At 46.9% G+C, this 13292-nt stretch carries 8 protein-coding genes; all 8 read left to right on the forward strand.

The window, feature by feature from the left end; all coding sequences use genetic code 11:
• Positions 1–8: 8 nt before the first annotated feature.
• Positions 9–614 (forward strand): DUF2238 domain-containing protein, encoded by a 606-nt coding sequence (locus L2712_RS02100; protein WP_033540617.1) that lies wholly within the window; start codon positions 9–11, stop codon positions 612–614.
• Between the two features lie 259 nt (positions 615–873).
• Positions 874–1539: a helix-turn-helix transcriptional regulator gene (locus L2712_RS02105; RefSeq protein WP_033540616.1), complete on the forward strand. Its 666-nt coding sequence runs from the start codon at positions 874–876 to the stop codon at positions 1537–1539.
• A 1065-nt stretch (positions 1540–2604) separates the two neighbouring features.
• Positions 2605–3657 (forward strand): porin, encoded by a 1053-nt coding sequence (locus tag L2712_RS02110; RefSeq protein WP_248976753.1) that lies wholly within the window; start codon positions 2605–2607, stop codon positions 3655–3657.
• A gap of 32 nt (positions 3658–3689) precedes the next feature.
• Complete coding sequence (locus tag L2712_RS02115; RefSeq protein WP_248976754.1) at positions 3690–6902, forward strand: ExeM/NucH family extracellular endonuclease; 3213 nt, start codon at positions 3690–3692, stop codon at positions 6900–6902.
• 75 nt (positions 6903–6977) lie between these two features.
• The gene (locus tag L2712_RS02120) at positions 6978–9620 is read left to right on the forward strand and encodes an endonuclease (protein ID WP_248976755.1); all 2643 of its coding nucleotides are present in this window, start codon (positions 6978–6980) and stop codon (positions 9618–9620) included.
• 166 nt (positions 9621–9786) lie between these two features.
• The gene (gene ushA / locus L2712_RS02125; RefSeq protein ID WP_248976756.1) at positions 9787–11520 is read left to right on the forward strand and encodes a bifunctional UDP-sugar hydrolase/5'-nucleotidase UshA; all 1734 of its coding nucleotides are present in this window, start codon (positions 9787–9789) and stop codon (positions 11518–11520) included.
• Between the two features lie 544 nt (positions 11521–12064).
• Positions 12065–12502: a PaaI family thioesterase gene (locus L2712_RS02130; RefSeq protein WP_033540613.1), complete on the forward strand. Its 438-nt coding sequence runs from the start codon at positions 12065–12067 to the stop codon at positions 12500–12502.
• A gap of 251 nt (positions 12503–12753) precedes the next feature.
• The gene (locus L2712_RS02135) at positions 12754–13005 is read left to right on the forward strand and encodes a YgjV family protein (protein WP_088905295.1); all 252 of its coding nucleotides are present in this window, start codon (positions 12754–12756) and stop codon (positions 13003–13005) included.
• Positions 13006–13292 lie beyond the last annotated feature (287 nt).

Genomic DNA, 13292 nt, shown 5'->3' on the forward strand with positions numbered 1-13292 from the left:
TTCTTATTTTGAATAAAAGCACTGTGTGGCTCACAATTTTTTTCGCCGTGCTGATCTGGTCAGGGATTGAACCTAAAGATAGCTTTACCTGGTTTTTAGAGGTTGTCCCTGCGTTGATCGCCTTGCCTATCCTCTATTTCACCCGCAAACGCTTTCCGCTGACCTCACTGGCCTATGGCCTGATTTTGATACACGCCGTTGTTCTTATGGTTGGTGGGCACTATACCTACGCCGAGGTGCCCTTGTTTGACACCATAGCCGAATGGATGGGCAGCGAACGCAATAACTATGACAAGGTGGGCCATTTTGCCCAGGGCTTTATCCCTGCGTTATTGGCACGAGAGGTGTTTCTGCGTCTTGAGGTGGTGAAACCTGGAGCCTGGTGTCATTTTGTGGTGTGTTGCTTTGCCTTGGCATTGTCGGCCTTCTATGAGTTGATCGAGTGGTGGGTGGCGTTGGCAACGGGCGAAGATGCCGAGGCATTTCTCGGTACCCAGGGCTATGTGTGGGACACTCAGTCAGACATGGGGATGGCCTTGATCGGCGCCCTAGCGTGTGTCATTTTACTGTCTCGCTGGCATGATAGTCTGCTGCAAAAATTGAAAAAGCAATAATAATCTGTAGCTTGTCTCCGACATCAGAAGCATTATTATATGCTTCTGATGTGATAAATTAGCTTGATATAACCAATAGTGATAACTATTCTCACCAGAGTTAGCTAATATAGCTGATACACTTTTTTACTAGTCCTGGTCGATTGAATTCGGTGATGACTTGGACTTTGGAAAGGAAGTTCATAAAGATAAATAATAGGGATAGCTGAACTCATTATGATTGATGATGCGATGAAATGCTTTTCAGGGAGAGAAGCGTATGAGTAAAATTGATGAACTGGTGTTCCTGCATCAAGATTCGACACAATGTCATTTGGCCGTTCTGGCCGAATCTATCGGGTTAAAGACACGCATAGCGCGTCAGGTCAGCGACTTAGATCCTGAGCGAGACCGCAACAGTTTTTATCTGATCGCTCAAAAAGGCGCAGCGTTAGATAGCAAGGGTGTGCCACTGATTGTCGCCCGTTTACTCCCCCATGTGCCTCTGGCCCTCTATCATGTGGATCGCGGTACCCTGGAGCCCGAATCGGCGCTATTACTTGGCGTACGCGGTTTACTCTTTTCCGACCAGCGGATGGATCTCTTGTTAACTGGCCTGCGTAAGATGGTGAATGACGAGCTATGGTATGACAGACCTCTGATCTCTAAGGTGTTTCGCCAACTCGTTAACCGCCAAGATAGCGGGGTGGAGCTGACTCAAGACATGGTGGCCATGCTGCAAAAGTTAACCAGCCGTGAGCGCACCATCATACAGCTGGTCTCAAGCGGTGCCCGCAATAAAGAGATCGCCGATCGTCTTTGTATCAGCGAGCATACGGTGAAGGCCCATATCTCTTCTATCTTTCGTAAGACACAGTCACGCAATCGTGTTGAGCTGCTACGCTGGTCTCAGGCAAACGCCTGTCATTTCGAGTTTTGTTCTTAGGTAGGAACGCTAAGCACAATAGTCCATATATCCCCTTGATTGAAAGCTTCAATTATCGATGTTTGTGTGGACTTAATTGAAAAATGGCGCTGGGTAAAAATGAGTCAAATTTAGTTCGGACTCTGATTTTTATGGCGCCCTTCGATAAACCTATTCATCAAGAGTTGCGTTGGCACCTTGTTATGCAAGGCCACATCTTATTTCTACAATAAGTTTTTAAGTTTATAGATCGATTTCTAATCTCCCCCCCCCAAAAAAAAAAGTCATCGCTAGTATTCTCGTTACTATTCTCGCAACTATTCTCGCAACTATTCTTGCGACTTAGAGTTGAAATTTCTCTTGAGTTAAACACTGGCATTCTGCAATTAAAAAATCACGATATTCCATCAGTTAAACTTTAACGGCAACACAGCAGTATTAAAGGTCAGTAAATGCCTGTTTGAGTTATCTGAGAAGGTATAAAACCTTGGTGGTTCTGGTTATACATTCGAGAGTGCTTAAATCATTCTAATCATGGCGGGTTACCAATGAGGGGCTGATAACTTCTACTTTAAAATGTGGTTAAAAACGGCAGATTTGCCGATTTTACGACCCACCTCTAGTTTGTAGTGGCAGTTTAGTGATCTAAATTTAGTTTTTCATAAAAAAAACATTCAAATTTCACATCAAGTTACACAAAAATAACAGGAAACCTTGTTTTTTATTAAGTCTATGATTAGTTAGAGTTTATGCTCTATGTGTTTTTAGCTTGTTCTTTATCGTGGTCATTCCTGGGCTATTTTTCTTTGCTTAACAACTATTTATGCACGTCAAATGTGACTAACCCTTCTTTTTTTTGTTGCTACATTTTGCAACAATCGCGGCGCACGTTAATGGGATTTAGCGTGATTATTATAAAAATGGGGTTGATATATGAAAAGCGTAATCAAGGTATCGTCGATATTGCCATCGAGTGCTCCACCTACCTAAGTAGTTGGCAGTTTAAGAATTTACTAATAAACATTTTTAATTTTAAGTTCGGCCTTCAACTATTGGCTGACAAATTACTAATTGGAAGTAACAGGAATGTTAAAAAAATCTGTAGTTGCAATCGCTACCGCCACAATGCTTAGTGCCGGTTCAGTGAGCGCGGTGATGTTAGATGGTGATAATCAAGGTGATCACGTTCGCTTATATGGTGAAGTAGGTGTTGGTGGGCATTTTGATACTCATCCAGATTACAACCATGATGAGTTTTACGATACCAAGGGCTATGTCGATGATAGCTTCGCCACCATGGGCGTGGAGGGCCAACGTCAACAGTTTACCTATCGTCTTGAACTCGATTACCAACGTCGTAACTGGCTTGGCGGCGACGGTGAGTTTGAGTTGGCCATCGACAAATTGTACGTAGGCTATCTCTTAACCGATAACCAGTGGATTGAACTCGGCTTGACCGATACTGCATTCGACGATTATGACCACTTTGGTGACTTCACTTTCAACAAGTCTGTTGAAACGGGTGAAGCGGGTGATCAAGAAAACACTGTTAAATATCAAGCTGCGTTTGAAAACCTTATTTTCGGCGTTTCTTACTCATACGAGGGTGAACACAAGAGTGGTGCTCTGCAAGGTGACATAGTTAACGGATATGTTGGCTGGATGTCTGATCTGGTATCTGTCGTGGTTGGCTTAGAAACTCGCGGCGGTTCTAACGGCATCAGTAAATATGGTGAACAGCAACAGATAGGGGTGGGTGTTCGACTGAAAGTGATGCCTGACTTTTCTATTGGTTTAAATGGCTTTTTAGAAGATGAAGACCTATCCACACGCAAGAGTGGTGACGTGCACCTAGATTATCAGACCTTCCGTAATCAGGGGCTAACGGTTAGTGCTAAGTACGATCTGAATGAACATTGGGAATTCATTGGTTCTGTAAACCATGAAGAGTACGAGGGCTGGGATTTGATCGGTCCGAATTACGACTACTCTGAGCTGCCACCTGAGTACGGAAAAGAGCGTCAGTGGGCCAGTTTAGGTTTCAACTATCGTCCTGCCCGCGACATCGTGCTGTCTGTAGAAGGCCGAGTTGGCGAAGCCCCTGAAGCTGGCTATGCGTACGCGCGTATCTACTTCTAGTCCGAATCGAATTCAATTTTATAGAGTTTACTATGAAGAAAAGTTTCCTGTCGCTGGCCATTGCCAGCACCATCAGCATGGGCGCCTTTGCTGGCGTTGAAGACCTGCTGATCACCGAAATGACCCAAAAAGATCATTACCCTGCCGATCCTGGTGCAGAAATGAGCGCTGTTGAGATCACCAATACTCATGCAACAGAAGCCTTTACTTTCACCGATACAACCAAAGCATTTTTGCGTGGTAACGGTAAATACAATAATGAACTGAAAAAGGCGGATGGTTCTCCTCTTTTGACTGGAGCAACCATTGAACCGGGTAAGTCTTTGGTCATTCTTAATAAGGATGCCAGCCAAGACTACAAAGATACGGTAACTGGTAACGGTGGAACCTACGTAATTAGTGATGGCGACCCATCGACCTATTCCCATTTAGATTTAAGCGGGAATGACGGGTTTTTCATCCAACATGATGGCAAACCCATAGACCGTATTGGTGGTGTCGATGACACCAGTTTTTGGGCTAAGAACGTCACTCTTCGCCGCAGGTTGACTCTAGATGGCAATCCACCACCTCAATCAGATAAGTACAATGCATCTCAATGGGAACAACTTGAACTCACTACCGAAACGGTAGGTGCGCCCAACTTTGCCGAAGCATATGTCCCCTTTGTGTGTGAGAACCTTACTCGCATTAATGATATTCAAGGAACTGGATTTGTCTCTCCTGTAGAGAACGAGAAGGTTGCCGTAGAAGGTATTGTTACTGCAGTTGTATCTCTACCCAATAAAGGTTTTTATCTGCGGGATGTGCAAGTTGATGGCGACCCCATGACCTCTGACGGTATCTTCGTTAAGAGTGGCAGTGCAGACAGCGGTATGGTGGGTAAGAAGGTTTGCCTTGGCAGCGTTGTCACTGAATTGGAAGGCCAAACTACGCTTGCTGCAGATACTTGGGAAGTTACCGACTCCAGCATATCCGTAACCGTCCCGACTCCCATTGAGGTGCTAGAAGCCGATAACGGCTCTTTCGATAAGACCCTAGAGCGTTACGAAGGTATGTTAGTTAGCTTGCCTACAGATCTGGATCCTCAGACTGAAGGTAACCAAGATATGCGTATCACTCGCAGCTTCAGTTACAACTACCTCGACAGTCAAAAAGGGCATAACCGTAACAACATGGTGGCGGCTTATAAGCGTCCTAACTTGCAGCCCAACCATTTGCATGTTGCGGGAAGCCCTGAGTCTAAGGCGGCCTATGAGCAAAACAATGACTATCGTTTAGTGATTGAAAGTGCCACTAAGTCAAATGGTACCGAAATACCTTATTACGCTGGTTTCAACAGTGACCCACACACCAACTATATTCGTATCGACGATAGTCTGGTTAACGCCCAGGGTGTGATCAGTCAATATGAAACTGAGTTGATCCCAGGTACTGACACGTATGATCAGGATTACAGCCTGACGATCACTAACCAGTTGACCAGTGATAACTTTATTCACAACCTACCGCGTACGACTAAGCCTGATCTGAAAGAGAACGTGGCAAAAGATGAGTTTGCTATCCGCGTTGCCAGTCAGAACCTGTTTAACTTCTTCAACTCTCCTTTCGGTGGCGACAATAACAACTATGGTCAAAGCCGAGGTGCAGAGAGCTATGATGAATACATTAATCAGAGAGCTAAGCTGGTAGAAATTATCCGTGCTCAGGATGCCGATGTAATGGCCCTGATGGAGATTGAAAACAACGGTTTTGGAGATGCCAGTGCTATCGCTGAGATCGTTAACCAGGTCAATATCGAGTATGTGGAAGAGCGCGCTCAAGATTATAATGGCCCTAACTCCACAGAGAACCGTTATGTGTTTGTTGGCTTCGACAACAACGGCAATCAAATGTTGGATAACCTGGACGCCATTGGTTCTGACGCCATCGCTACCGGTATCATATATCGTCCAAGCAAGATGAGCATTGAACGTACTCGCGTTATCCCAATGCCTCAACAGAAAGCGCCTACCATAGTGAACAATCTCGGTGAGGTGATCAAAGATCAGTACGAGGAGATTCTTGAGAACGGTCAGAATTACCATCGTGATGCCTTGGTTGTAACCTTTATCATAAACCAAACAGGTAAGCGTTTGACGTTATCTGTCAATCACTTTAAGTCAAAAGGCTCTACTTGTTGGGAAGAGTGGCAAGGTGTTGAGTTTGGTAATGCCACGACTTGGAACAACCGTACTGCTCCGGATCTAGATTACCAAGGATCTTGTGCCGAGTTCCGCGTCGCTGGCGCTGTGCACTTAGGCGAAGAGATGGAAGATATTCCAGGGGATAAGATTATCCTTGGTGATTTGAACGCCTATGGTAAAGAAGATCCAGTACTGGTGCTTACTGAGAACCCACGTAACAAGACGATTGTTACCGCTAGCCACACTTTCCTTGGACCTAAGCCCCAGTTTAACGAAGATGGCTCTTCGGTCACCATCACTAAGACCTATGGCTACATAGATATCGTTGGTGAAAAGTTTAAGGAGAAGGGCAAGACACCGTGGAGTTACTCATTCAGTGACGAAATTGGTTCACTTGACCACATCTTGATCTCACCGTCTCTAAAAGATCGCGTGATTGATGCGACTGATTGGCACGTCAATGCGGCAGAGACTAGCCTGTACGACTACCAAAACGCCTTTAAAGGAAGTATCGACGGTACTGGAACGCATAAGTTCTACAAGCCAAACATCTATCGCGCGTCGGATCACGACCCAGCACTCATTACCCTGAGTTATAAGCCAGGTGATGCGGATGCTAACGTGCCGCTTAACCTGCCAAAACTGAGAAAACTGATCAAGGTTCCTTACCAGCTCCCAGCTGACATTGTTCAAGTTGGCGATGTTGCGACCATCAGCATGACGCCAGCAGATGATGAACAGCGCTTAGATTTGACCCAAATGGTTCTACCTAATGTTGTCATTGCGAATGAAGAGACAGCTTTGGTGAATTTCGAGGTCTTTGGCGCGCCGTCAGCTATCTACAAGGTCACCGTAAGCCTACTGCGTGATGGTGAACTTGTAGCAGGATCTAAGCAAGAGTTCCGAGCTAAGGTATCTAACCGTGACGCCTTGATTGCAGACATTGTCGAAGAGGAAGTCGATCACACTGGCGGTAATGGTAAGGCTGGTAGCACCGGCTTTATCAGCTTGTTGTCCCTGTTCGGGCTGGCTGTTATGCGCCGTCGTCTTCGCAAATAAGCGTTGATCTCGATAATGAAACGCCTGCCTTTGGGCAGTGCGTTTCCCATCAAGGATTTAAATAGAGATACGATTATGAGAATTAAAAAGAATGCAGTTGCTGCGGCTACTGCTATGGTTTTGGGCAGCCTATCAACAGGTGCCAGTGCTAATTTAGTGATTACAGAATACATCGAAGGCAGCAGCAACAACAAAGCCGTTGAAATTTCCAACCTAGGTAGCAGCGCTATCGATCTTGATGCCAATGTTTACAAGCTGACGCTGTTTGGCAACGGAAGCACTGACCCAGGTAATACCGAGACGCTGACTGGTACGCTGGAGCCTGGCAAGAGCGTTATTTTCCATAACGCAAGTGCTGCTGAAGAGTTCAAGAAAGGCAGTGCATCTACCGTTACTTACTTCAACGGTGATGATGCCTTGGTATTGACCAAAGACGATGCAGTCATAGATCGTTTCGGTAAGCGTGGTGAAGATCCGGGCTCGGCTTGGAAGGATTCAAACGATGCGAATTTCTCTACTGCGAATAAGACACTGCGTCGTAAAGCCAGCGTCACCACTGGAGATACTGTAGCCGAGGCTGATTTCCCCGGTACTGACAATCAATGGGTGGTCTTCGACCAAGACACATCTGACGGCCTTGGCTGCCCGGGTGAAGGCGCTTGTAGTTCTGAAGCGACGCCTGGCGTGCTCTTGATTACCGAATATATTGAAGGCAGCAGCAACAACAAAGCGATTGAGATTTCCAACGTCGGTGGCAGTGCCATCGATCTGGATGCCAACGTTTATAAGCTGACCCTGTTTGGCAACGGAAGCACTGATCCAGGTAATACAGAGACCTTGACTGGTATTCTGGAACCAGGCAAGACCATTATATTCCACAACGCAAGTGCCGCTGAAGCGTTCAAGAAAGGCAGTGCATCTACCGTCACTTACTTTAACGGTGACGATGCGCTGGTATTGACCAAAGATGATGTGGTTATCGATCGCTTCGGGAAGCGCGGTGAAGATCCGGGTTCTGCCTGGACAGATCCAAACGACGCCAACTTCTCTACTCAAAATAAGACCCTGCGTCGTAAAGCCAGTGTCACTGCTGGTGACACGATAGCCGAAGCCGATTTCCCAGGTGCCAACAACCAATGGGCCGTATTTGATAGCGATACCGCTGATGGTCTGGGTTGTGCTGGTGAGGGGGCATGTGATGGTTCTGTAACGCCTCCAGAACCAGAGCCAGAAACAGGTCCTTGTACGGGGTGTGAGACCCTGACTCCGGTTGCCGATCCTGCTAGTTTCAATGGCGAAATCTATTACTCAGAAGTTTTGAGTGGCGAGTTTGCCAATGCAGAAGAGTTGAAGAATGCCTTGTCAGTTATCATTGCTAAAGATCATAAGCAACTGACTTATAAGCAGGTGTGGAGTGCATTGACCTACGCTGACCAAGATCCCGCTAACGATAAAAATGTTATCGAAATCTACACAGGTGAGTCGATTTCCAAGTACGACAACCAGACGAGCGGTAGTGGTGTAGGCAAGTGGAACCGTGAACACGTTTGGGCCAAGAGCCATGGCTTCCCAAGCGAGTCTCAGTGGGGGTATACCGATGCCCATCACCTACGTCCTTCTGATCCTGGTATCAACACGGCGCGAAGCAATAATGACTTTGGAGCCTGTAAGGATACAGGTGAAGAGGTGCTATTTAATGGTGTGGGTACCGGTAACTATCTGGACTTGGCTACCGACTGCTGGGAGCCTCGCGATCAAGTGAAAGGCGATGTCGCCCGTATGATCATGTATATGGATACCCGCTATCAAGGAACCGATACCGCGACGACTAATATGCCTGATCTCGTTGCCGTTGATCGTTTAACGACGACAGACGAGGATAGCGCTCCGCTGATTGGTACGCTCTGTACGCTGTATGCATGGAACAAGTTAGACCCTGTTGATAGTTACGAGCAGAACCGTAACAACCAGGTATATAAATACCAGGGTAACCGTAATCCTTTCATTGACCGTCCAGAGTTAGTGCAAGAAGTGTATGGTGCCGTCTGTGGTGACGACCCAAACCCCGTTTTGGTGGTCGACGGTGATCTTGTAACGCCTGAGAGTGTCACCGAAGGCGCTGAATACACCCTAGACGCTTCTGCAATCACTGCTGGTGAAGGCGTTGCTCTGACTTATAAGTGGGAGCAAGTCCTTGGTGAAGAGAAGACGCTTGTTGGCGACCAGGCAATATTGTCTCTGACTGCGCCAATGGTTAACGCCGACGAGACGTTGAACTTTACTGTGACCATCAGCGACGGCACTTTGCAAACAAGCAAAGCGGTGAGCTTAAGCGTGATCAATGTGCCTTTGAGTCTGAATGTGGAGTTTGCCGGTACCACCATAGTGAACGAAGGTGATGCTACTTCTATCACAGCAACTGTTGCCGATGCGCCAGAAGGCGCTAGCTATAGCTGGAAGCAGGTATCTGGAAGTTCGGCAGAGTATACCGCTACTGGCCTGACACTTAATGTGACGTCACCTAGCGTCAATATTGACCAAGAGCTTGTGTTTGAGCTCACGGTAACTGTTGACGGAGAAAGCGTCAGCGAGTTTGTTAGCATCGAGGTCAAAAACACCGAAGAGCCTGGTTGGACTAAGCCAGATGGCGCAGGTAGTTTAGGTGGTCTTGTGATGCTGCTACTACCGGTAATGTGGTGGCGTCGTCGCCAAGGTTAGTCATCAGCTAAGCCTGAAAAAGCAGCACCGGAATCGCTCTGGGTGCTGCTTTTTTTAACTCTACAGACGTTGTCTACACCTTACCTTGTGGGCTTAGTTCATTATATCGACATAAAGCCTTTAGGGTCAGTGACAACGCTGATCTGAATAATTTTGAAGGATTATTATGAATACTTCACTCCGTCCTTCTGGCCCGGTTCTAGCCGGCTGCGCTATCGCTATGTCGTTAGCATTGAGCGGCTGTGGTAAGAAAAAGGTGGAAGAGGCGCCTAAGACGACTGCATCGATTGCCTGTCAAGCCGCCGGTGATGACTGTAAGCGTTTCACCTTGCTGCATACCAACGATCATCACGGCCGTTTTTGGCATGGCTCGAGAGGCGAGTATGGTATGGCGGCACGAAAAACCATACTTGATCAAATTCGTAAAGAGGTCGTCGGACAAGGTGGGCAGACGATACTTCTCTCAGGTGGCGATATCAATACAGGTGTACCAGAGTCCGATCTTCAAGACGCTGAGCCTGATTTTATCGGCATGAATCATCTTGGTTATGATGCCATGGCCGTGGGTAACCATGAGTTTGATAATCCATCCGTTGTGATGGATAAGCAGAGAGGCTGGTCAAAATTTCCTTGGTTATCGGCCAATATCTATCGTCAGGTCGATGGTGAATGGCAGCGCTACTTTGAGCCCTACAAGCTATTTGAGATTCAAGGCTTGAAGCTAGCAGTGGTTGGACTGACGACAGAACATACTGCCGAGATCGGTAACCCAGAGTTTGTTGAAGATTTTAAATTCACTTCTCCTCAAGCTGAGGTGAAAGCTATTTTGGCCGAGCTTGAAGAGAAACATCAACCGGATCTTGTTTTTGGTCTCACCCATATGGGCCACTATGAAAATGGTCGACATGGTAGTAACGCGCCTGGTGATGTTGCACTGGCTAACAGCCTAAAGTCTGGCCAAATCCAAGCCATCATAGGCGGCCATTCGCAGTTGCCTGTTTGTATGGAAGGCGACACAGGTGAGTACGTAGAAGATTATGGTCGAGATGAGCCTTGTAAGCCTGACCGTCAAAATGGCACTTGGATCATGCAAGCCTATGAGTGGGGCAAGTTCGTTGGTCGCGCAGATTTTGAATACTATGGCGGCCAGCTACACTTGGCTAATTACCAGCTGGTACCAGTAAATACTGAAACCAAGTTTGGTTCCTATTATCCAGCGCATATGTTGACTCCCAAGGATAAGGAAACCCTTGAACTGCTTCGCCCTTATCAGGCAAAAGGGCAATTGAAGTTGAGAGAACAGATTGGTGTTGCCAAGGCTGATTTCGTTGGTAAGCGTAAGGTTGTCCGTAATCAAGCGACGCCGCTAGGCATCATGATCGCCCATGCTCAGACTCAGCTCCCCGTGCCAGCCGATTTCGGCATCATGAACTCAGGGGGGATTCGCGCCACGATAAAGAAAGGGCCTATTCGCTATCGTGATGTGCTTAAGGTGCAGCCTTTTTCCAACAGTGTGACAGTGACTGAGATGGATGGTGCCGAACTTAAGAAATATCTGTCTAAGGTTGCACTTAAGACTCGAGGTTCTGGCGGCTTTGCCCACTTCAGTGGCATCAAGATGACAGTTGACTGTAAAGCTAAAGATGTCGATATCAGAATGGTGGCTGACAAGCCCTTCAAGTTAACGGATAAGTACCGATTTACCCTTCCTAGCTATAATGCTGCGGGCGGTAACAAATATCCTAAGTTGAAGGAAAAGGCGAGGGACACAGGCTTTATTGATGCCGATATGCTTTATCAATTTATCAAAAAGCATGGTACGCTCGATCCTGCTAGCTATGACAGAGCGAAAGATGTTCGCTATATCAACTCTAGAAGTCCTGATGGCTGCGGCAGTTAGGTTTTAATTTGATATGGTAAATTAACCGATATCTTAGTATTTGAATCAGAGCCCAACCTTTTGGTTGGGCTTTTTTATGGCCTCTTCGCTGTTACGCTTTGGCCCCAATTATGTGTCATCTCTTTAGGCGTGAATTTGGCGCTATGTTAGCGGTTGTTTTACAGAGTGTAGCGCGCGCTCATCAAATCTGTGTCTTAGGTAACGCTGTGATATTTTTCTATTTTGACTCGACTCATCGGGCTTGTTTATTAGGTTTTTCAGGCTAAACTGTCGCGCGAAAATGGCGTGGTACTCAAGGCTTAATGCGGCGCCATAACCTGCAGAAACAGAGACAAATTTTACCTGTTACCCTAGGTCTTCATTCGTCACACAAACACACTTGATGCAGCTTATTGGCGGCAGACGAGACTAATAATTCAGGGCGAATGAAGGCCACCCCTAAGGCCGGGTGTATATAGATAACACCTTGGTTCCTATATCTTATAATCAGTTTCCACAGTAGACTAACTGCTCAGTTTTGATTTTGTGAATAATGGAATGAGCAATGAGTATTTGGTTTAGACCTGTCACCCTTGAAGATTGCGCTAAGATGGACGCCGGTATGCACGGCAAAGGTACTTTGATGCAGACCCTAGGGATCACCATCAGCGAGATTGGCGACGATTATATGAAGGCGACCATGCCGGCATCCCCTGCGGTGCATAATCCTTTAGGTATTGTTCATGGCGGTGCCAATGTGGCCCTGGCCGAGACGGTTGCCAGCTATGCGGCCAATTTTGTGGTGGATTTTGAGCAGTATTACTGCGTGGGTCAGGAGATCAACGCTAACCATCTTAAAGCCTCACGCAACGGCACATTAACCGCAACCGCCAAGCCGGTTCATCTGGGTAAACGTAGCTCAGTGTGGGAGATCTTAATCCACAATAGTGCGGGCGAGCTATGCTGTATCTCCCGTATGACGGCGGCCGTCGTAAAGCGTTAAGACCCAAGTGTTAAGGGCTTAGGTGTTAAAGCTCTAAGTGTCGAAGCTCTAGATGTTAAAGCTCTAGGTGTTAAAGCTCTAGGCGTTAAACATCAGGCGTTAATGGCTTCAGCGATAGCGCCGACGGCGAGGTGTCTGACAATAGCATGGCCATGCATCTGAATTGCAGAGATAATTTTTCGCCTTTGCTGTCGCTTGTTGGTGCTAGTGTCCATAATTAAGGAAAGTTATTTTAGGGTTAAGGAGTGCCTATGGAAATGGCAACAATTTGGGAGTGGGTCGGTTATCTGGCCTCAGTGGTGGTCGCCATCTCCCTGATGATGTCCAATATCAAGAAACTGCGCTGGTGGAACCTGATCGGCGCCGCCCTGTTTGTCGCCTATGGATTGGCTATCGACGCTTTGCCTGTGGCTTTGGTGAACTTTTTTATCGTGTTGATCGATGCCTATTATCTGGTGAAGCTGTATCGAGCCAGTACTGTGACCCTGGATAAAGACCATTGATGGTTAAGGTGCGGGCTAAGGTCCGCGCCTAAGCTTACCCGCACAGCTCTCCCTACTCCACTCCTACTAAACAGTGCCACACCTTAAATCTAAACTTATCTTTAACTGACTGATGGCGACCGGAGTTGTCAGGCCTATCGCTCACTAGTGTCTATGTCTTCAGGTGTGCAAACTTGTTGTTCCAGCGTCAAAGCGCTGTGGGGCTGGCACGCTTTGCTGCGCGCGCCTTGCAGATCACATCACTTGGGAGATAACCGATTTAGCTTTTTATTTCTAATCTAAAAAAC

Origin of the sequence: Shewanella marisflavi, from assembly GCF_023283925.1 — a bacterium.
GTDB classification, from domain to species: domain Bacteria; phylum Pseudomonadota; class Gammaproteobacteria; order Enterobacterales; family Shewanellaceae; genus Shewanella; species Shewanella marisflavi.

Bases quoted from the DNA above. Each gene is read 5' to 3' on its own strand.
- L2712_RS02105 (WP_033540616.1), top strand. From the start codon at position 874: ATGAGTAAAATTGATGAACTGGTGTTCCTGCATCAAGATTCGACACAA.
- L2712_RS02110 (WP_248976753.1), top strand. From the start codon at position 2,605: ATGTTAAAAAAATCTGTAGTTGCAATCGCTACCGCCACAATGCTTAGT.
- L2712_RS02115 (WP_248976754.1), top strand. From the start codon at position 3,690: ATGAAGAAAAGTTTCCTGTCGCTGGCCATTGCCAGCACCATCAGCATG.
- L2712_RS02120 (WP_248976755.1), top strand. From the start codon at position 6,978: ATGAGAATTAAAAAGAATGCAGTTGCTGCGGCTACTGCTATGGTTTTG.
- ushA (WP_248976756.1), top strand. From the start codon at position 9,787: ATGAATACTTCACTCCGTCCTTCTGGCCCGGTTCTAGCCGGCTGCGCT.
- L2712_RS02130 (WP_033540613.1), top strand. From the start codon at position 12,065: ATGAGTATTTGGTTTAGACCTGTCACCCTTGAAGATTGCGCTAAGATG.
- L2712_RS02135 (WP_088905295.1), top strand. From the start codon at position 12,754: ATGGAAATGGCAACAATTTGGGAGTGGGTCGGTTATCTGGCCTCAGTG.